A 21,635-nucleotide genomic window follows, 5' to 3' on the forward strand; every position below is an offset into this window, starting at 1 on the left:
TAGACTTTTCGCATCGCTCAATCGCATCGCTCAATCGCATCGCTCAATAACAACGACGGGAAGGCAGGCGGCCCGTGGAGACAAAGGACACCATGTCGGACGAAAACAAGAAAACCACGCTGCGCTCGGCCGCATGGTTCGGGACCCAGGACAAGAACGGCTTCATGTACCGCAGCTGGATGAAAAACCAGGGCATCCCCGACCATGAATTCCAGGGCAAGCCGATCATCGGCATCTGCAATACCTGGTCCGAACTGACGCCCTGCAACGCCCACTTCCGCAAGCTCGCCGAGCACGTCAAGCGCGGCATCCTCGAGGCGGGCGGCTTCCCGGTCGAGTTCCCGGTGTTTTCGAACGGCGAATCGAACCTGCGCCCGACCGCCATGCTGACGCGGAACCTGGCCAGCATGGACGTCGAGGAGTCGATTCGCGGCAATCCGATGGACGCGGTCGTGCTGCTGGTCGGCTGCGACAAGACCACGCCGGCGCTGCTGATGGGCGCGGCCAGCGTCGACCTGCCGACCATCGTCGTCACCGGCGGCCCGATGTTGAACGGTAAGCTCAACGGCAAGGACATCGGCTCCGGCACCGCCGTCTGGCAGTTGCATGAGCAGGCCAAGGGCGGCCAGATCAGCATGCACGACTTCCTCGCCGCCGAAGCCGGCCACTCGCGCTCGGCCGGCACCTGCAACACCATGGGCACGGCCTCGACGATGGCTTGCATGGCCGAATCGCTCGGCACCTCGCTGCCGCACAATGCCGCGATTCCCGCCGTGGACGCGCGCCGCTACGTGCTGGCGCACATGTCGGGCATCCGCATCGTCGAGATGGTGCACGAAGACCTGCGCCTGTCGAAAATCCTCACGCGCGAGAATTTCGAGAACGCGATCCGCGTGAATGCGGCCATCGGCGGTTCGACCAATGCCGTGATCCACCTGAAGGCGATCGCCGGCCGCGTCGGCGTGCCGCTCGCCCTGGAAGACTGGACGGCCATCGGCAAGGGCACCCCGACCATCGTCGACCTGCTGCCCTCGGGGCGCTTCCTGATGGAAGAGTTCTATTATGCGGGCGGCTTGCCGGGCGTGATCCGCCGCCTCGGCGAAGGCGGCCTGCTGCCGCACCGCGACGCGCTCACCGTCAACGGCCAGTCGCTGTGGCAGAACTGCGTCGACGCGCCGATCTACAACGACGAGGTGATCCGCCAGCTCGACACGCCGCTGGTCGCCGACGGCGGCATCTGCATCCTGCGCGGGAACCTGGCGCCGCGCGGCGCCGTGCTGAAACCCTCGGCCGCGTCGCCCCAGCTGATGCAGCACCGCGGGCGCGCGGTGGTGTTCGAGGACTTCGACCACTACAAGCAGCGCATCGTCGACCCGGATCTCGACGTCGACGCCGACTCGGTGCTCCTGATGAAGAACTGCGGCCCGAAAGGTTACCCGGGCATGGCCGAAGTGGGCAACATGGGCTTGCCGCCCAAGCTGCTGGCCCAGGGCGTGACCGACATGGTGCGCATCTCGGACGCGCGCATGAGCGGCACCGCCTACGGCACCGTCGTGCTGCACGTGGCGCCGGAAGCGATGGATGGCGGCCCGCTCGGCATCGTGCGCGACGGCGACTGGATCACGCTCGACTGCAAGAATGGCGCACTGAATGTCGAGCTGCCGGACGAGGAAATCCGCGCCCGCCTGGCCGACCGCGCCGAGCTGCACAAGCCGGAAAAACGCAGCGGCTACCAGCAGCTCTACCTCGAACACGTGCTGCAGGCCGACGAAGGCTGCGACTTCGATTTCCTGATCGGCTGCCGCGGGTCGGCGGTGCCGAAGCATTCGCATTGATGCCCAGTGGCGCGAACGTGGCTTGAACGCGTGGGCGGAGAATCCGCCCACCTTACGGGTCAAGCACGACCGCTAACACATAGCAAGGCGACGTAAGGTGGGCGGATTTCCGCCCACGCGTTCAACGATCATTGGATCAAACGCGAAAACTAAAAGAATAGTGGAGACAACAGCATGCTTCTCATCCAATTCGAAACCGACGCCGGCACCCGCCGCATCGGCATCCTCGACGGGGACACCATCCGCGTCATCGACGGCTACGCCACCACGCGCGACCTCGCCACGGCAGCGATCGCCGGCGGCCAGCCGCTGGCCGAACTGGCCACCGCCAGCGCCGGTGACCAACAGATCCCCTACGACACCCTGCTGCAAGCCGGCCGCATCCTGCCCCCGCTCGACCACCCCGACCACGCCCACTGCCACGTCACCGGCACCGGCCTTACCCACCTGGGCAGCGCCGACACGCGCGACGCCATGCACAAGAAGATCGGCGGCGACGTCGAGACCCTGAGCGACAGCATGAAGATGTTCCGCATGGGCGTCGAAGGCGGCAAGCCGCAGGCCGGCAGCATCGGCGTGCAGCCCGAGTGGTTCTACAAGGGCGACGGTTCCATTGTGCGCGCCACCGGCCAGGACCTCGACATGCCCGGCTTCGCGCTCGACGGCGGCGAAGAACCGGAAATCGCCGGCCTGTACCTGATCGGCGCCGACGGCCAGCCCTGGCGCCTCGGGTACGCCATCGGCAACGAGTTCTCCGACCACGTCACCGAGCGCCAGAACTACCTGTACCTGGCCCATTCCAAGCTGCGCAGCTGCGGCCTGGGGCCGGCCCTGTACGTGGGCGAACTGCCGCGCCACGTCGCCGGCACCTCGCGCATCCTCGACAAGAACGGGGAGGTGCGCTGGGAAAAGGCCTTCGTCAGCGGCGAGGACAACATGTCGCATACGGTCGCCAACCTCGAGCACCACCATTTCAAGTACGGCCTGTTCCGGCGCCCCGGCGACGTCCACGTCCACTTCTTCGGCACCGCCACCTTGAGCGTGGCCGACAACATCGTGGTCGAACCGGGCGAAAGCTTCGAGATTGAATCGCCCTTGTTCGGCCCCGCGCTGCGCAACCGGCTCGCGCGCGTCGAAGCGGCCCCGGTGACGGTAAAGCCACTGTAGGGTGGACGGCTGCGCCGTCCACGCGTCGATCGCCGCGGCACGATCATCCGTGTCCGGAACCGGCGCCAATAGACAAGAACAGGAGACAGCATGACAAGCGCGGCAAGCTACCCCAGCCTGCAAGGCAAACGGGTATTCATCACCGGCGGCGGCACCGGCATCGGCGAGGCGCTGGTCGCCGCCTTCGTGGCACAGGGCGCGACCGTCGCCTTTGTCGACATCGCGCGCGAGGCCAGCGAACAGCTGGTGGCGCGCCTGACCGCCGCCCACCAAGAGGCTGCGCCGGTGTTCCGCCACTGCGACATCACCGACATCCCGGCACTGCAAGCGACGATGGCGGAGCTGGCCGCGCAGCTGGGCGACTTCGACGTCCTGGTCAACAATGCCGCCAACGACCAGCGTCACGACATCGCCGAGGTCTCGCTCGACTACTGGAACGAACGCATCGCCATCAACCAGCGGCCGATGTTCTTCGCCGCGCAGGCGGTCCTGGCGGGCATGAAGGGGAAGGGCGGCGGCTCGATCATCAACTTCAGCTCGATGTCCTGGCACGCCAAGGGCGCCGGCTATCCGGTGTACGCCACCACCAAGGCCGCCGTCATCGGCCTCACGCGCAGCCTGGCGCGCGACCTCGGTCCCTTCGGCATCCGCGTCAACACCGTGACGCCGGGCTGGGTAATGACCCAACGCCAGGTCGCGCTGTGGGTGGACGCCGCCGCCGAGGAAGAGATCAAGCGCGCCCAATGCCTGCCCGGCAAGCTGATGCCGGACGACGTCGCCGCGATGGTGCTGTTCCTCGCCGCCGACGACAGCAAGATGTGCACCGCCCAGGACTTCGTCGTCGACGCCGGCTGGACCTGATCCGTCGTCCGGTACCCCCTGTTCGCAAACCATTGAGGCATACCATGACACGAATCCAGATTGGCTCGCTGATGCTGGCCGCCGGCCTGTGCACGCAGGCCGGCGCCGCCGCCCTGACCAGTCCGGACCGCCGCATCGGCGTCGACGTGCGCGTCGATGCGGCGGGCGCGCTGACCTACCAGGTCGCACGCGACGGCCGGCCCGTCATCCTGTCATCGCCGCTCGGCCTGCGCCTGGAGAACGCCGACTTCGCCGGCAAGCTCGCGCTCGCCGCCACCTCGCCAGTGACGGCGGTCCGCGACAGCTACGAGATGGCGGTCGGGAAGCGGCGCCAGATCAGCTACGCGGCGAACGAACAGGTGGTCACGCTGCGAAATAGCGCGGGCCAGGCGCTGGAGGTGACCTTCCGCGTCTCGAACGACGGCGTCGCCTTCCGCTATGCCGTACGCGCGCCCGGCCCCAAACGCTTCGTCTCCGAAGCCACGGGCTTCGCCTTCGGCGGCGCGGCGCAGGCCTGGCTGCAACCGGTGTCGGTCGCCCGCACCGGGTGGAAGAACACCAACCCTTCCTACGAAGAGCACTACCGGCGCGAACTGCCGGCCGCTGCCGCCGATGCAGCGGGCCAGGATTCGCACTGCCCGAAGGATTCCACCACCTGCCCGGCGGCGGGCTACGTCTTCCCGGCGCTGTTTCGCACCGGCGACACCTGGGTCGCGCTCACCGAGGCGGGCCTCGACGGCAGCTTCCACGCCTCGCGCCTGCAGCCACGTGCGCCCGGCGGGACCTTCCGCATCGGCCTGCCGATGGCCCCGGAAGTGTTCACGGATGGCGCGCTGCTGGCCGCGACCACCAAGGAGCTGGTCACGCCCTGGCGCATCATCGCCCTCGGCTCGCTGGCGACGCTGATGGAGTCGACGCTGGGCACCGACCTCGCCGCGCCCGCGGTCGCCTTCGACAAGGCCAGGCTGCAGCCCGGCCACGCCTCCTGGAGCTGGGCGCTGCTGAAGGACGATGCCACCGTATTCGACGTGCAGAAGCGCTTCATCGATTACGCGGCCGACATGCGCTGGGATTACACCCTGGTCGATGCCGACTGGGACCGCAAGATCGGCTACGACCGGATGCGCGCGCTGGCTGCCTACGGCGCCACCCGGGGTATCGGCCTGCTGGCCTGGTACAACTCGTCGGGCGCCTGGAACGGCACCGAGTACAGCCCGAAGGGCGCGTTGCTGACGCCGGCGCAGCGCCGGCGCGAATTCGCGCGCCTGGCCGGCATGGGCGTGAAGGGCGTGAAGATCGACTTCTTCGCCGGCGATGGCCAGTCGATGATCGCCTATTACGTCGACATCCTGAACGACGCCGCCGCGGCTGGCCTGCTGGTGAACTTCCATGGCGCCACGCTGCCGCGCGGCTGGGCGCGCACCTGGCCCAACCTGATGACGGCGGAAGCCGTGCGCGGGCTCGAATTCACCACCTTCACCCAGGCCGACCAGGACGCCGCGCCGCGCCATGCGGCCATGCTGCCGTTCACGCGCAACCTGTTCGATCCGATGGACTACACGCCGATGGTGTTCGGCGACATCCCGAAGATCCGCCGCGTCACGCGCAACGGCTTCGAGCTGGCGCAGTCGGTGCTGTTCCTGTCCGGGATCCAGCACTTCGCCGAAACGCCCGAGGGCATGGCGACCGTGCCGCCCTACGTCAAGGCCCTGCTGCAGGACTTGCCGCGCAGCTGGGACGACGTGAAATTCGTCGACGGCTACCCGGGCCGGCACGCGGTCATCGCGCGCAGGGCGGGGAACGCCTGGTACGTCGCGGGCATCAACGCCGACGACGCCGACAAGACGCTGCAACTGGACCTCTCTTTCGTCGGCACGAAAACGGGACAGCTGATCGGCGACGGCGACGGCGAGCGCGCGTTCGTGCAAGAGACCATCAACGGCGGACAGCGGCAGGTCACCATCAAGGCACATGGCGGCTTCGTCGCCGTATTCAAATAAAAAAGGGAGACACCAGATGAAAGCATTCAAACTCGGCATCCTGGCATTCGGGATGTGCGCGCTGCCGGCGCTGTCGGCATTCGCGCAGGTGAGCGTCACCATCGACGCCGCCAAGCCCGGCCCGACCATCAACAAGAACGTCTACGGCCAGTTCGCCGAACACCTCGGCACCGGCATCTACGAAGGCCTGTGGGTCGGCCCGCAATCGAAGATCCCCAACACGCGCGGCTGGCGCAACGACGTGCTTGGCGCGCTGAAGGACTTGCAGGTGCCGCTGGTGCGCTGGCCGGGCGGCTGCTTCGCCGACGAATACCACTGGCGCGACGGCATCGGCGCGCGCAACAAGCGCCCGGTCAAGGTGAACACGCACTGGGGCGGCGTCGCCGAGACCAATGCGGTGGGCACCCACGAATTCTTCGACCTGGCCGAGATGCTCGGCGCGCAGACCTACGTCAACGGCAACCTCGGTTCCGGCACCCCGCAAGAGATGGCCGAGTGGCTCGAGTACATGACCTCGGACACCAAGTCGACGCTGGCCGAACAGCGCCGCAAGAACGGCCGCGCCAAGCCGTTCAAGGTCGACTATTTCGGCATCGGCAACGAAGCCTGGGGCTGCGGCGGCAACATGAAGCCGGAGTACTACGCCAACCTGTACAACCACTACGCCACCTTCCTGAAAGCGCCGAAGGGCGCTCGTCCCAAGCTGATCGCCAGCGGCGGCAACGACGACGACACCAAATGGACCGACGTGCTCAGCCGCGAAGCCGCGCGCGGTACCGACGGCATCAGCTTCCACTTCTATACGCTCCCGACCGGCAAGTGGGACAAGAAGGGCGCCGCCACCGGCTTCGACGAAACCGAATGGGCCTCGACCATGAAGCAGACGCTGCGCATGGAAACGATGATCCGCAATAACGTCGCCGTCCTCGACAAGAACGATCCGAAGAAGAAGATCGGTTTCTATGTCGACGAATGGGGCACCTGGTACGACGTCGAACCGGGCACCGACCCGGGCTTCCTGTTCCAGCGCAATTCGCTGCGCGACGCGGTGGTGGCTGCCCTCAACTTCAACATCTTCCACGCCCATGCCGAGCGCGTGCGCATGACCAACATCGCCCAGATGGTCAACGTACTGCAGGCGATGATCATCACCGACAAGGACCGGATGCTGCTCACGCCGACCTACCACGCCTACAAGATGTACATCCCGTTCCAGGACGCGACCTCGCTGCCGGCCGTGGTGGCGAACGACGCGGGCTATACCCTGGGCGCCACCAGCGTGCCGGGCGTCAGCGTCTCCGCCGCCCGCGCCAAGGACGGCAAGCTGTACGTCGCCCTGGTCAACACCAACCCGCGCAAGGCGACCGACGTCGACCTGAACGTGGCCGGCCAGGCCGTCAACGCCGTCTCCGGCCAGGTGCTGACCGCCGACGCGATGGACGCCCACAACACCTTCGACAACAAGCAGGCCGTGAAGCCGGCGCCCTACAGCGCCAAGGCCAGCGGCGGCAAGATGACGGTGACCTTGCCAGCCAAGTCGGTGATGGTCGTCGCCGTCGAAGGCTAAGGAATGGGGGCGCTGGTCCGTTCCGTCATACCCGTAAGGTGGGCGGATTCCGCCCACGCGGTGATACGCGCCCTCCATGCAATCGTGCCGGTGCTGGCATGCCTGGCCATGCCCGCACACGCCACCCAGGTCACCACCCACGACCCCGTCATGGCAAAAGAGGGCGCCACCTGGTACCTGTTCAGCACCGGCCGCGGCATCACCGTCCACAGCTCCCCCGACATGCGCACGTGGAAGCAGGAAGCCCCCATCTTCCCGACCCCGCCATCCTGGGCCACGAAGGCCGCGCCCACCTTCAAGGACCACATCTGGGCCCCGGACATCCACCAGCACAAGGGCACCTGGTACCTGTATTACTCGGTCTCCGGCTTCGGCAAGAACACCTCCGCCATCGGCGTCGCCACCAACACCACCCTCGACCCGCGTGCGCCGAACTACCGCTGGCAAGACCAGGGCATGGTCCTGCAATCGATCCCCGGGCGCGACCTGTGGAATGCGATCGACCCGAACATCGTCGAAGACGACACCGGCACCCCCTGGATGTCCTTCGGCTCGTTCTGGAGCGGCCTGAAACTGGCCAGGCTCGACCCCGGCCGCACGAAACTGGCCGAGCCGCAGGAATGGCATACCATCGCCCGCCGCGACCGTCCCGCCTACGTGCCCGACGCCGCTGCCGGCCCGGCCCAGGTCGAGGCGCCGTTCATCTTCCGCAAGCACGGCTGGTACTACCTGTTCGCCTCCTGGGACGCCTGCTGCCAGAAAGAGAAGAGCACCTATAAAGTCGTGGTCGGCCGCGCCCGCAGCGTGACCGGCCCCTACCTCGACCGCCAGGGCCGCGACATGGCAAACGGCGGCGGCTCGCTCGTGATCGACGGCGACAGCGACTGGCAGGCGCTCGGCCACAACGGCGCCTACACCTTCGACGGCCGTGATTACCTGGTACTGCATGCCTACGACAGCGCCGACAAGTACAAGCCGAAGCTGAAGATGCTGGAGATGCGCTGGGATGGCGACGGCTGGCCCGCCATCGAGCGCAGGGACCTCAACCGCTATCAAAGCCGTCTCGACAAATGAAAACCCGCTTCGTCCTTGCTTTGCTGCTGTTGAGTGCATCCGCCCAGGCGGCGGAGCTGTTCCCGCTGTCGCGCGTGCGCCTCGCCGCCGGTCCTTTCCTGGAGGCCCAGACCACCGACCTGCACTACATGCTGGCGATGGAGCCGGACCGCCTGCTCGCGCCTTTCTTGCGCGAAGCCGGCTTGACGCCGCGCCAGCCGGGTTACGGCAACTGGGAATCGACGGGACTCGACGGCCACATGGGCGGCCACTACCTGTCGGCGCTGGCCCTGATGGTGGCCTCGACCGGCGACGCCGAAGCGCTGCGCCGCCTGCATTACGTCGTGGCCGAACTGAAACGCGCGCAGGAGGCGAATGGCGACGGCTACCTCGGCGGCATTCCCGGCGGGCGCCAGGCCTGGCGCGATGTCGCGGCGGGCAAGATCAAGGCCGACAACTTCGCGGTGAATGGCAAGTGGGTACCGTGGTACAACCTGCACAAGGTCTACGCCGGCCTGCTCGACGCCTGGGTCCATACCGGCAACGAGGATGCGCGGGCGATGCTGGTCAAGCTGTCGGACTGGGCGCTGCGCCTGACGGCGCAACTGAGCGACGCGCAGATGCAGGCCATGCTCAGGAGCGAGCATGGCGGCATGAACGAGATCTTCGCCGACGTGGCGCAGATGACCGGAGACGGGCGCTATCTCGACCTGGCGCTGCGCTTTTCGCACCAGTCCGTGCTGCAGCCCCTGGCGCGCGGCGAGGACAAGCTCACCGGCCTGCACGCGAACACGCAAATTCCGAAGGTGATCGGCTTCCAGCGCATCGCCGAGCTTACCGGACGCGACGACATGCGCCAGGCCGCGCGCTTTTTCTGGCAGACCGTGCGCGACAAGCGGACGGTGGCCATCGGCGGAAACAGCGTCAAGGAGCACATCCACGACACGCAGGACTTCAGTTCGATGATCAGCGAGGTCGAAGGCCCGGAGACCTGCAATACCTACAATATGCTGAAGTTGACCGGCATGCTGTTCCACGCCGAACAGAAGAGCGCTTATGGCGACTACTACGAACGCGCGTTGTACAACCACATCCTGTCCTCGCAGCGTCCGGGCGGCGGTTTCGTCTATTTCACGCCGCTGCGCCCGAACCATTACCGCGTCTATTCGCAGGTCGACAAAGGCATGTGGTGCTGTGTCGGCTCGGGCATCGAGAGCCATGCGAAGTACGGCGAATTCGTTTATGCACACGAGAAGGACATACTGTTCGTCAACCTGTTCATCGCCTCGACGCTGGACTGGCGCGAGAAGGGCGTGCGCATCACGCAAAGCACGCGCTTCCCGGACGAGGGCAGCACGCGCATCACGGTCGATGCGCCGGCACGCTTCGCGATGAAGATTCGCTATCCAGCCTGGGTGGCGGCCGGCGCGATGAAGGTGCGGGTGAACGGCAAGCCGGTGGCGCTCGCTGCGCAGCCGGGCAGCTACGTCAGCCTGGAGCGCGCCTGGCGCAAGAACGACCGCGTCGACGTGCTGCTGCCGATGAGGACACAGCTCGAGCAGATGCCGGACGGCTCGAACTATTACGCCGTGCTGCATGGCCCGATCGTGCTGGCGGCGAAGACGCGGCTGTTCAAGGACGACGAACTGAACTTCATGGCCGACGCATCGCGCATGGGCCACATCGCCCAGGGTCCGGTCTGCCCGCTGGAGGCGGCGCCGATGCTGGTCAGCGATTCGACCGACTTCCTGCACCGCTTCAAGCCGGTGAAGGGCAAGCCGCTGACCTTCACGGCGCCGGGGCTGGTGCGGGGCGCCTCTGGCACGGCGACTGAATTCATTCCCTTCTTCCGCCTGCACGACTCACGCTACACGATGGTCTGGCAGCAGTCGACGCCGGCGAAATTCGAGCGCCTGCAGGCCGAGAACGCGGCGCGCGAAGCCGAGCGCCTGGCGCTGGACGCGATCACGATCGACCAGGTGGCGCCGGGCGAGCAGCAGCCGGAGTCCGACCATTTCTTCAAGGGGGAGGGAAGCGAGGCGGGCGTGACGCAGGGCAGGCACTGGCGCCACGCCAAGGGCTGGTTCAGTTACGAGTTGAAGGATCCGCAGCGCGCGGCCAGGGTGCTGCGCCTGACCTTCGCGCGGGCCGATGCGGGCCGGCGTTTCAAACTACTCGTCGACGATACTCCGCTCGCGGCGGTGGAGCTGGCGGCCGGGGAAGGGGAAACGTTGTACACGCGCGACTTCCCGCTTCCCCCTGATATGGCGCGCAGGGCGGACGGCAGCATGACCGTGAAGTTCGAAGCGGCGCCCGGTTCGCGCGCAGGCGCCCTGTATGGCTTGCGCCTGCTGCGTTGAACCGAAAGACGCCGGCGCCGCCGCGCGATGTCGAAAGCCTTATCAATCTTGGTATCGATCTTGTCAAAAAATTGATTAGTTGAGTATCGCACTTCTCGGTACTATTGAAGAACAACAATACCGGAGACATGCGATGCCCTTCACCCGCCGCGCCCTGCTGGGCGCCAGCATGCTTGCCATGCTCGCCGCCACCCCGGCCCTGGCCCTGGCCGCCAAACCCCTGACCATCGGCTTTTCCCAGGTCGGCGCCGAGAGCGAGTGGCGCACGGCGAATACGGCATCGATCAAGGACGCCGCCAAAAAGGCCGGCGTCAACCTCAAGTTCGCCGACGCCCAGCAGCGCCAGGAAAACCAGGTCAAGGCGATCCGCTCGTTCATCGCCCAGCGCGTCGACGTGATCGCCTTTTCGCCGGTCGTCGAGTCGGGCTGGGAGACGGTGCTGCGCGAAGCGAAGAATGCGAAGATCCCCGTGATCCTGACCGACCGCGCCGTGAACGTGGCGGACAAGACGCTCTACACCAGCTTCATCGGCTCGGACTTCGTGGAAGAGGGCCGCCGCGCCGGGCGCTGGCTGTTGGAGCAGGCGAAGAAGAATCCGAACCGCGGCTACAACATCGTCGAGCTGCAGGGCACGGTCGGCTCGGCGCCGGCGAACGACCGCAAGGCCGGTTTCGCCGAAGTCATCAAGGCCGATCCGAAGCTGAAGATCATCCGCTCGCAGACCGGCGACTTCACCCGCGCCAAGGGCAAGGAGGTGATGGAAGCCTTCCTGAAGTCCGAGGGCAAGAACATCGGCGTGCTGTACGCGCACAACGACGACATGGCGATCGGCGCGATCCAGGCGATCGAGGAAGCCGGCCTGAAGCCGGGCAAGGACATCCTGGTGGTGTCGATCGACGGCGTCAAGGGCGCTTTCGAAGCCATGATGCAGGGGAAGTTGAACGTCACCGTCGAGTGCAATCCGCTGCTCGGGCCACAGCTGATCCAGACCGCGCAGGCGATCAAGGCGGGCACGCCGGTGCCGAAGCGGATCACCGTGATCGAGGGCGTCTTCCCCGCTGAAGTCGCGGCGAAGGAATTCCCGAACCGTCGCTACTGAGGCCGACATGGCTGCTCCTGTCGCGGCGACGCCGGTGCTCGAGGTGACGGGCATCCACATGCAGTTCCCGGGCGTGAAAGCCCTGTCGAATGCCGGCCTGCGCCTGTTCCCGGGCGAAGTGCATACGCTGATGGGGCAGAACGGCGCTGGCAAGTCGACCCTGATCAAGGTGCTCACCGGCGTGCACCAGCCCGACAGCGGCAGCATCGTGCTGGGCGGACGCCCGGTGGCGCCGCGCTCGACGCAGGAGGCGCAGGCGATCGGCATCAGCACCGTGTACCAGGAAGTGAACCTGTGCCCGAACTTGTCGGTCGCAGAAAACATCTTCATCGGACGCTATCCGCGCCGCTTCGGCATGATCGACTGGCGCCGCATGCAGCGGGAAGCACGTGACCTGCTGGCGCGGCTGCGGGTCGACATCGACGTCAGTCAACCGCTGGCGAGTTATTCGCTGGCGATCCAGCAGATGGTGGCGATCGCGCGCGCGCTCGGCATTTCGGCGCGCGTGCTGATCCTCGACGAGCCCACCTCCAGCCTGGACGAAGCCGAGGTGCAGCTGCTGTTCGCGGTGCTGCGTTCCTTGCGCGATGCCGGCATGGCGATCCTGTTCGTCACCCACTTCCTGGAGCAGACTTACGCGATCTCGGACCGCATCACGGTCATGCGCAACGGCGAGCGCGAAGGCGAATACGCCTGCGCCGACCTGTCGCGCCTGGCGCTCGTGAACAAGATGATCGGTGCGCCGAACGAAGCGGTGCAGCAGCCCGCGGTGGCGGTGGACAGCGCCGCGCACACGCACGCTGAAACGCTGCTGCAGACGCATGGCATCGCGCGCAAGGGCGTGCTGGCGCCGCTCGACCTGCGCGTCGGCAAGGGCGAGCTGCTCGGCCTTGCCGGCCTGCTCGGCTCGGGCCGCACCGAAACCGCGCGCCTGCTGTTCGGCGCCGACCGCGCCGACAGCGGCGCCATCGAGATCGGCGGGCGCAAGCGCAGCTTCGCCACGCCGCGCGACGCCATCGCGCAGGGCATCGCCTACTGTTCCGAAGACCGCAAGCACGAGGGCGCGATCCTGTCGCTGTCGGTGCGCGAGAACATGATCCTGGCCCTGCAGGCGCGCCAGGGCGTGCTGCGCGCGATTCCCCTGCGCCGCCAGCAGGAACTGGCCGGCCATTACGTGCGCCAGCTCGGCATCAAGACCGCCAGCATCGACACCCCGATCGGCAACCTCTCCGGCGGCAACCAGCAAAAGGTGCTGCTGGCGCGCTGGCTGGCGCTCGACCCGCAGCTGCTGATCCTCGACGAACCCACGCGCGGCATCGACGTGCGCGCCAAGCAGGAAATCATGGATTACGTTTCGACCCTGTGCCGCAAAGGCATGTCCATCCTCTTCATCTCGTCCGAGCTGCCCGAGGTGCTGCGCGTGAGCGACCGCATCGTCGTCATGCGCGACCGCAAGGCCTGCGGCGAGTACGCGCGCGGGGAGCTGGACGATACCTCGGTCCTGCACGTGATCGCCGGGGAGGCCTGCGCATGACGGCCCGGCTCGATGAACAGGCGCTCGCCAAACCGCGCGAACGCCAACCGCTGATCGCAACGCTGGCGGCGCATTCGCTGTTTCGCCCGCTGGCGGCGCTGGGCGTCCTGCTGCTGCTCGACTTCCTGTTGATCCCCGGTTTCTTCCGCCTCGAGATCAAGGATGGCCACCTGTACGGCAGCCTGGTCGATATCGTCAACCGCGCCGCGCCGCTGATGCTCGCCGCGATCGGCATGACGCTGGTGATCGCCACCCGCGGCATCGACATTTCGGTGGGCGCGGTGGTGGCGCTGTCGGGGACGGTGGCGGCCATGCTGGTGGGCGGCACCATGGTCGTCAACAACGGCGTGCCGGAATACGTCGCGAACACGCCGATGCTGCTGGCCCTGGGCGCGGCGCTCGGCATCGCGCTGCTGTGCGGGCTGTGGAACGGCGCGCTGGTGGCCGGGCTCGGCCTGCAGCCGATCGTCGCCACCCTGATCCTGATGGTGGCCGGGCGCGGGCTGGCGCAGCTGTTCACCGACGGGCAGATCGTCACGGTCTACTACAAACCCTTCTTTTTCCTCGGCAGCGGCTACCTGTTCGGCTTGCCGGTGGCGCTGTTCGTGGTGGCGGCGGTGCTGGCCGCGACCGCGCTCCTGATGCGCAAGACGGCGCTCGGCCTGTTCATCCAGGCGGTCGGCATCAACCCGGTGGCGGCGCGCCTGGCAGGCGTACGCACCGCGGCGCTGGTCGTCTTCGTCTACGCCTTCTGTTCGCTGTGCGCCGGCATGGCGGGATTGATGATCAGTTCGAACGTGAAGAGCGCCGACGCCAACAATGCCGGCATGCTGCTCGAACTCGACGCGATCCTCGCCGTCACGCTGGGCGGCACCTCGCTCGCCGGCGGCAAGTTCAGCCTGGCGGGCAGCATGATCGGCGCGCTGATCATCCAGACGCTTACCTACACCATCTATTCGCTGGGCGTGCCGCCCGAGGTCAACATGGTCGTCAAGTCGGTGGTCGTATTCCTGGTCTGCATTTCGCAGTCGGGCGAGTTCAAGAAATTACGCACGTCCTTCACGCGGAGGACGGCATGAGCGCCGCGGTGCGCGGCCTGCGTGCTCTGCCGAACGCGCAATACTTCACCTCGGCCGTCACCGTGGTCTTGCTGGTGGCGATGCTGCTCGCCGGCGGCGCCGCCTACGAAGGCTTCCTGTCGCTGCAGGTGCTGCTCAACCTCCTGATCGACAATGCCTTCCTGCTGGTGATCGCGATCGGCATGGGCTTCGTCATCCTCTCCGGCGGCATCGACCTGTCGGTCGGCTCGGTGCTGGCGCTGTCGACCATGATCACGGCCTGGCTGCTGCAGAGCGCGGGCTGGCCGCCGGCCGTCGTGATTCCGGCCGTGCTGCTGCTGGGCGCCCTGTTCGGCGGCGCGATGGGCGCGATCATCCATTACTTCAAGCTGCAGCCCTTCATCGTGACCCTGGCCGGCATGTTCCTGGCGCGCGGCTTGTGCTACCTGATCGACATCAATTCGATCACCATCAACGAGCCGTTTTTCGTGGCGATGTCGCAGGCGCAGCTGCCGTTCTTTGGCGGCTTCGTGTCGCCGGGCGCGCTGATCGCCCTGGTGCTGCTCGGCTTTGCCGTCTGGCTCGGCCACTACAGCGCCTTTGGACGCGCGCTGTACGCGGTCGGCGGCAACGAACAGTCGGCCGAGATGATGGGTTTGCCGGTGGCGCGCACCAAGGTGTTGGTATATGCCTTCAGCAGCTTTTGCGCGGCGCTCGGCGGCGTGCTGTTTTCGTTCTACATGCTGTCGGGTTACGGGCTGCATGCGCAGGGGACCGAGCTCGATGCGATCGCCGCCGTGGTCATCGGCGGCACGCTGCTCACCGGCGGCTACGGCTACGTCGCCGGTGCGCTCTCGGGCGTGCTGGTGCTGGGCACCATCCAGACCCTGATCGCCTTCGACGGCACCCTCAGCTCGTGGTGGACCAGGATCGTGATCGGCGCGCTGCTGTTCGTGTTCTGCGTGGTGCAGCGGCTGATCGGCCTGCGCAGGAAGGGCGCATAGCGGCATGACGATGCAAGCCCCCGCCGTGCGCGACCTGCCGATGGACACATCGAATCCGAACTGGTTCTTGAAGGCGCGCCTGAAGACGCGCCAGCTCCTGCTGCTGGTGGCGCTCGACGACTACCGCAACATCCACCGCGCCGCCGACGAGCTGCACATGACGCAGCCGGCCGCTTCCAAGCAGGTCAAGGACCTCGAAGAAATGCTGGAAGTGCGCCTGTTCGATCGCCTGCCGCGCGGCATGGCGCCGACGGTCTACGGCGAAACCATGATCCGCCACGCACGCATGGCGCTGACCAGCCTGGCGCTGGCGCACGACGACCTGGTCGCCTTGAAGGCGGGGCTGGCGGGGCAGGTCGAGGTGGGCGTCATCATGGCGCCGGCGATGGCGCTGCTGCCGCGCGCGATCGCGCGCATCAAGGAACAGGCGCCGCTGCTGCGCATCGGCGTGCACATGGAGGCCAGCAACATCCTGCTGGACCGGCTCCAGCACGGCACGCTCGACTTCATGATCGGCCGCATCCTGGAAAGCGAGGATGCCAGCGGCCTGGTCTACGAAGAACTGACCGAAGAGGCGGTGTGCGCCGTGGTGCGGCCCGGCCATTCCTTGCTCGAGGAGTCCGCGCTGTCGCTCGACGCGCTCGCCGGCCGGCCCTGGATCCTGCCGCCGCGCGGCAGCATCCTGCGCCACCGCTTCGACATGATGTTCCGCCGCGCGGGCCTGCAGCCGCCGGCGAACGTGGTCGACACGACGGCGCTGCTCCTGATCACCGCGCTGCTGCAGCAGACCGATTCGCTGCACGTCATGCCGCGCGAAGTGGCCCAGTACTACCAGGCGCTCGACGTGCTGCGCATCCTGCCGATCGAGCTGCCCTGCAAGATGGACGCCTTCGGCATCATCCGCCAGCAGGACCACCTGCTGGCGCCGGGCGCCGACCTGCTGCTGCGCCAGGTGCGGCTGGCGGCGGCCGAGCTTTACTGACGATTCGTACCATCACATGAAGTGGAGTCACCCATGACCGCCTCCCTGCGCTGGCTTGCCTGCGCCCTGATCCTCGCCAGCGCACATGCCGGCACCTACGCCGCTGTCCAGACCGAGTTCGCCAACCCGCTGGTACGCCAGCGCGCCGATCCGCACGTGGCGCTGCACAGCGACGGCTATTACTATTTCACCGCAACCGTGCCCGAGTACGACCGCATCGAACTGCGCCGCGCGCGCACCCTCGACGGCCTGGGTGCCGCCGATGCGAAAGTCGCCTGGCGCAAGCATGCGAGTGGTCCGATGAGCGCCCACATCTGGGCGCCCGAACTGCACCACATCGACGGCAAGTGGTACCTGTACTTCACCGCCGGCCGCGCCGAGGCGATCTGGGACATCCGCCTGTACGTGCTGGAAAACAGCGCCGCCAACCCGCTGGAAGGCACCTGGATCGAACGCGGCCAGCTGAAAACCGGGCGCGAAAGCTTCTCGCTCGACGCCACCGTGTTCGCGCATGCGGGCCAGCGCTACCTGGCCTGGACCCAGAACGGGCCGGACCCGAAGCGCAAGGTCACCAACATCTACCTGGCGCGGATGGACACGCCGACCTCGATCACGGGCGAGACTGTGCTGCTGTCGACGCCGGAATATGCCTGGGAGAAGATGAAGTACGACGTCAACGAGGCGCCGGCCGTGCTGCAAAAGAACGGCAAGCTGTTCATGACCTATTCGGCCAGCGCCACCGACGCCAACTATGCGATGGGCCTGCTCACGGCGGACGCCGGCGCCAACCTGCTCGATCCGGCGGCGTGGCGCAAGTCGCCCGCGCCGGTATTCGCCAGCAGCGCCGCCAACGGCCAGTACGGCCCCGGCCACAACAGCTTCACCACCACGCCGGACGGCAAGACCGACGTGCTGGTCTACCATGCGCGCAACTACCGCGACATCCAGGGCGACTCGCTGAAGGACCCGAACCGCGCCACCCGCGCCCAGGTGATCCGCTGGCGCGCCGACGGCACGCCCGATTTCGGCGTGCCGGTGCCCGATCGCGGACAGGTCGCCGCCAAGCCGCTGTTTCGCGATCCGCTGTTCGACGGCGCCGCCGATCCGGTCGTGGTGCGCCATCCCGCCCGCAACAGCTGGTGGATGTTCTATACCAACCGGCGCGCGACGGCAACCGGCTTGCCCGGCGTGTCGTGGGTGCACGGCACTCGCATCGGCATCGCCGAGTCGACCGACGACGGCGCCAACTGGAAATACATCGGCACCGCCGACATCGACTTGCCGGCAGCGCTGGGCGGCAAGGAGGCGACGCACTGGGCGCCGGACGTGGTGCGTGCCGACGACGGCACCTGGCACATGTTCCTGACCGTGGTGCCGGGCGTGTTCACCGACTGGGCGCACCCGCGCCACATCGTGCAGCTGACCAGCACCGACCTGCGCAGCTGGAGCAATGCGCGCGAGATCAAGCTGGCATCGGAGCGCGTCATCGATGCGGCGGTGACGCGCCTGCCGGGTGGCGGCTGGCGCATGTGGTACAACAACGAGCGCGACCGCAAGGCGATCTATTCCGCCGACAGCCCGGACCTGGTCAAGTGGACCGAGGGTGGCCGCGTGGTGGCCGACCAGGCCGGCGAAGGCCCGAAGGTGTTCCAGTGGCGCGGCGCCTGGTGGATGATCACCGACGTCTGGCGCGGCCTGGCCGTGTACCGCTCACCTGACGCGAAAACCTGGACCCGCCAGGCCGCCAACCTGCTCGAGCAGCCGGGGCAGGGGATTGACGACGGCGTGATCGGCGGCCACGCCGACGTGGTCGTCAGCGGCGACCGCGCGTATCTGTTCTACTTCACGCATCCGGGACGCCGCGGCGCGGATGCGAAGCAGGATGGCGTCGAGCAGCGCCGCAGCACGATCCAGGTGACGGAGTTATTCCAGGAGGGCGATACGCTGCGCGTCGAGCGGGATGCGCCGACGCGGATCGTGTTGCGTGGTGATTGAACGGAGTGCCGAGCCCTGTCGCGCAGGGCAAGTTTCGCGATCCGTAGGGTGGGCTTCGTCCACGCGGTGATACGCATCGGCTCCGATGTCGTGTTCAACGATCTCGCCGTCACGTATCACCGCGTGGGCAGAGCCCACCCTACGATTAACTCAACGCGCACAGTGTGGCGAGAACAGCCTTACGCCCTACGGCGCCTTCGGCTTGAGATCCGTAGGGTGGACTCTCGAGTCCACGCGGTCGTGCACGTGCATGCCGCAGCGCTTGGCGAAACCTGTACGAATGCGCACCGAGGCCGTACGACGCGTTTCGATAGGCACGCGTGGTACCGCGTGGACTCGAGAGTCCACCCTACGATTAACTCAACGCGAACAGTGTGGCGAGACAGCGTCACGGCGCCTTCGGCTTGAGCACCGCATCCACCCGCTGCCGCTCGGCCGCCGTCAGCGTCGGCCCCAGTTGCGCGAGCGCGGCGGCGGCTTGGGTGTGGCCGCTGTCCCTGGCCAGCGTGAACCACACGTAGGCCATGGCGGTGTCCTTCACGCCGGCCTGCGCCTGCGCCATCATCACGCCCAGGTTGAACATGGCGTCGACCTGGCCCTGCTGCGCGGCGGAGGCGAACAGCTTGCGCGCGGTCGCGAGGTCCTTGGCAACCACTTCGCCGGTATAGAAATAGGTGGCGAGCGCGCTTTGCGCGTCGGGGTTCGATTTCAGCGCCGCTTCCTTGTAGTAGACGATGGCCCGTTTCTGGTCGACCGGCACGCCTTCGCCGAGGTCGTACATGCGGCCGGCCGCGAACAGCGCGCCGGCGTGGCCCATCTTCGCGGCCTGGGCGAACCAGGCGCCGGCCAGTTTCAGGTCCTGGGGCACGCCGTCCTCGCCCAGGTAGTAGATTTTCGCCAGGTTGTATTGCGCCGGCGCGTAGCCCGCTTCCGCCGCGGTCTTGAAGGAGGCGGCGGCCCGGGGGAAGCTTTGCGGCATGCCGAAGCCGTTCATGGCCGCCATGCCCAGCGTGTTGTGGGCCGGGACGAAGCCGATCTCGGCCGCCTTGGCGTAGGCCTTGACCGCCTGCGCCGGGTCTTTGCGGGTTCCCATGCCGCGCAGGTAGATCTTGGCCAGCAGCAGGGTGGCTTCGACGCGCGGCGTCATCGCTTCCGGGTCCCTGGGGTCGAACTGGACGCGGTCGCGCGACGGATCGAAGCGCGCCTCGGTGACTTTGCGCAGCCAGTCGATGGCCTGGCTGGTGTCCTTCGGCGTGGCCAGTCCGGCCAGGTGCATGCGGGCCAGCAGCAGCGCCGCCTCGTCGTAGCCGATCTTGTTCCAGGCAACCGAAGCCTGTTCCTTGGCTTTCGCGTAGTCGCCGGCATCGAAGGCGACAAAGGCTTGCGCGAGCGAGGTGTCCTTGCGCGCGATGCGGTTGCGGCCGGCGGCGAAGTTGCGGTCCGAGGGGCCGCAACCGTACTTGGAGACGGCCGGCTCGCCGGGCAGGGTCTCGGTCGGCAGGCTGCTCGGGATGCTGGAGGTGGAGGCGTCGCCGTTCGGGCTACCCTCGTACAGGCGCTCGGCTTCGTTGGTGGCGCTGTCTTCGAGGTCCATGTCGCGCATGTAGTCCAGCGTGATGTCGTCGTCGGCCGCGCTGTAGGCGCTCATGTAGTTACAGCCCGAGGCCAGCGTGCGCGACAACACGCGGTTCCTGGCGGCGGTGATCAGGGTCGGATCGCCGGCGCTGGCGCGCTTGCCGGTGACGCTGACGCTTTGGGGTGCGACTTGCGGCTGCTCGGACGGCTGGCTCGGCGCCGTCTGCGCCAGCACGGCGGGCGCGCTGATGAGCACGGCCAGGCCAAGCCCGGCGGTGCGTTTGGACAGGGACATCGGGATTTCCTCTTGTGGGTGGGGGATATTGATCGATCCGTCAATTATCTGATCGGGAACTGGCCCGTGCACGCGCATATCGATCAACAACACGATTATTTCGCCGCCGAGGGGTTGAAAAGGCATGGCTGACCTTAGCATAACGAGAGCTTGCTACCGCACAGGTAGCTGATGGACGGCGCCGCACCGGTGTTACACCAGCGCGCGCCGGCCAGGCCATGACAAAAACATCATCAGGAGACGACATGACTTCACGTATCACCCACTGGGCGCGCCGCCTGCCGGCCGCTGCGGCGCTGGCCTTGTGCGCCATCGCTTCGCAGGCCGTGCACGCCGCCGACCCGGTCAAGATCGGCTTTCTGGTCAAGCAGGCCGAGGAACCGTGGTTCCAGGACGAGTGGAAGCATGCCGAGCAGGCTGCCAAGGAAAAGGGTTTCGCGCTGGTCAAGATCGGCGTGCCGAACGGCGAAAAGATGATCTCGGCGATCGACAACCTGGCCGCGCAAAAGGCGCAGGGCTTCGTCATCTGCGCGCCGGACGTCAAATTGGGCGCAGCCGTGGCGCGCGCCGCCAAGCGCAACAACCTGAAAGTGATGTCGGTCGACGACCGCCTGGTCGACGGCGCCGGCAAACCGATCGCCGGCATCCCGCACATGGGCATTTCCGCCACCGCCATCGGCACGCAGGTGGGCCAGGCGATCGCCGCCGAAATCAAGGCGCGCGGCTGGAAGCCGGCCGAAGTTGGCGCGCTGCGCATCGCCTACGACCAGCTGCCGACCGGGCGCGAACGCACCGGCGGCGCGGTGGCGGTGCTGAAGGCGGCCGGCGTGCCGGCGGCGAACATCGTCGATGCGCCGCAGACCAAGACCGATACCGAATCGGCCTACAACGCCGCCAACATCGCGCTGACCAAGAACCCGAAGATCCGCCACTGGGTCGCCTTTGGCCTGAACGACGAAGCCGTGATGGGCGCCGTGCGCGCCGCCGAGGGCCGCGGCTTCAAGGCCGATTCGATGATCGGCGTCGGCATCGGCGGCAGCCGCACCGCGCTGAACGAATTCGCCAAGCCGGCCCCGACCGGCTTCTTCGGCACGATCATGCTGAGCCCGCGCCGCCACGGCTACGAAACCTCGATCAACATGTACGAGTGGATCGCCCACAACAAGGTACCGCCGGCCGACATCCAGACCAGCGGCACCCTGGTCACGCGCGCCAACCTGGCCAAGGTGCGGCGCGAGACGGGGATCTGA

At 67.0% G+C, this 21,635-nt stretch carries 15 protein-coding genes; 14 read left to right on the forward strand and 1 reads right to left on the reverse strand.

Translation table 11 applies throughout. The annotated features are described in order from the left end of the window. Positions 1-92 precede the first annotated feature (92 nt). The 13 genes from IFT60_RS15440 to IFT60_RS26950 all read left to right on the forward strand — a co-directional run bounded on the left by IFT60_RS15440 (position 93) and on the right by IFT60_RS26950 (position 18,515). Complete coding sequence (locus IFT60_RS15440) at positions 93-1,835, forward strand: IlvD/Edd family dehydratase (protein ID WP_192053036.1); 1,743 nt, start codon at positions 93-95, stop codon at positions 1,833-1,835. A 174-nt stretch (positions 1,836-2,009) separates the two neighbouring features. Further along, positions 2,010-3,002, forward strand: coding sequence for an AraD1 family protein (gene araD1 / locus IFT60_RS15445; RefSeq protein ID WP_192053038.1), 993 nt, complete (start codon positions 2,010-2,012; stop codon positions 3,000-3,002). 90 nt (positions 3,003-3,092) lie between these two features. Then, positions 3,093-3,863 carry an SDR family NAD(P)-dependent oxidoreductase gene (locus tag IFT60_RS15450; RefSeq protein ID WP_192053040.1) on the forward strand — a complete coding sequence of 257 codons (771 nt, stop codon included), beginning with the start codon at positions 3,093-3,095 and terminating at the stop codon, positions 3,861-3,863. Positions 3,864-3,907: 44 nt separating this feature from the next. Continuing rightward, positions 3,908-5,863: a glycoside hydrolase family 97 protein gene (locus tag IFT60_RS15455; protein WP_192053042.1), complete on the forward strand. Its 1,956-nt coding sequence runs from the start codon at positions 3,908-3,910 to the stop codon at positions 5,861-5,863. A 16-nt stretch (positions 5,864-5,879) separates the two neighbouring features. Continuing rightward, positions 5,880-7,430, forward strand: a complete 1,551-nt coding sequence (locus IFT60_RS15460; RefSeq protein WP_192053044.1) for an alpha-N-arabinofuranosidase — start codon at positions 5,880-5,882, stop codon at positions 7,428-7,430. Between the two features lie 108 nt (positions 7,431-7,538). Then, positions 7,539-8,504: an arabinan endo-1,5-alpha-L-arabinosidase gene (locus IFT60_RS15465; protein WP_192053046.1), complete on the forward strand. Its 966-nt coding sequence runs from the start codon at positions 7,539-7,541 to the stop codon at positions 8,502-8,504. Further along, on the forward strand, positions 8,501-10,843 hold the full coding sequence (locus tag IFT60_RS15470) for a glycoside hydrolase family 127 protein (RefSeq protein ID WP_192053048.1): 2,343 nt from the start codon (positions 8,501-8,503) through the stop codon (positions 10,841-10,843). Before IFT60_RS15465 ends, IFT60_RS15470 begins: the two co-directional genes overlap by 4 nt. Before the next feature lie 133 nt (positions 10,844-10,976). Next, entirely contained in the window at positions 10,977-11,942 is a 966-nt protein-coding gene (locus IFT60_RS15475) for an ABC transporter substrate-binding protein (protein WP_192053050.1), read from the forward strand. 7 nt (positions 11,943-11,949) lie between these two features. Then, entirely contained in the window at positions 11,950-13,476 is a 1,527-nt protein-coding gene (locus IFT60_RS15480; protein WP_192053052.1) for a sugar ABC transporter ATP-binding protein, read from the forward strand. Beyond that, complete coding sequence (locus tag IFT60_RS15485) at positions 13,473-14,555, forward strand: ABC transporter permease (protein ID WP_192053054.1); 1,083 nt, start codon at positions 13,473-13,475, stop codon at positions 14,553-14,555. The genes IFT60_RS15480 and IFT60_RS15485 overlap by 4 nt, the downstream gene beginning before the upstream one ends. After that, positions 14,552-15,538 (forward strand): galactofuranose ABC transporter, permease protein YjfF, encoded by a 987-nt coding sequence (yjfF, locus tag IFT60_RS15490; protein WP_192053056.1) that lies wholly within the window; start codon positions 14,552-14,554, stop codon positions 15,536-15,538. The genes IFT60_RS15485 and yjfF overlap by 4 nt, the downstream gene beginning before the upstream one ends. 40 nt (positions 15,539-15,578) lie before the next feature. Continuing rightward, a complete protein-coding gene (locus IFT60_RS15495; RefSeq protein ID WP_192053123.1) occupies positions 15,579-16,520 on the forward strand; it encodes a LysR family transcriptional regulator in 942 nt (313 codons plus the stop codon). Positions 16,521-16,553: 33 nt separating this feature from the next. Further along, a complete protein-coding gene (locus IFT60_RS26950; RefSeq protein WP_197986350.1) occupies positions 16,554-18,515 on the forward strand; it encodes a family 43 glycosylhydrolase in 1,962 nt (653 codons plus the stop codon). A 388-nt stretch (positions 18,516-18,903) separates the two neighbouring features. On the opposite strand, the gene IFT60_RS15505 is transcribed toward IFT60_RS26950, so the two are convergent. Further along, complete coding sequence (locus IFT60_RS15505) at positions 18,904-20,385, reverse strand: SEL1-like repeat protein (protein WP_192053058.1); 1,482 nt, start codon at positions 20,383-20,385, stop codon at positions 18,904-18,906. A gap of 245 nt (positions 20,386-20,630) precedes the next feature. Here IFT60_RS15505 and IFT60_RS15510 point away from each other — a divergent pair, with 245 nt between their 5' ends. Further along, positions 20,631-21,635 (forward strand): arabinose ABC transporter substrate-binding protein, encoded by a 1,005-nt coding sequence (locus IFT60_RS15510; protein WP_192053060.1) that lies wholly within the window; start codon positions 20,631-20,633, stop codon positions 21,633-21,635.

Origin of the sequence: Massilia sp. CFBP 13721 (genome assembly GCF_014842025.1) — a bacterium.
Taxonomy (GTDB): Bacteria; Pseudomonadota; Gammaproteobacteria; order Burkholderiales; family Burkholderiaceae_D; genus Telluria.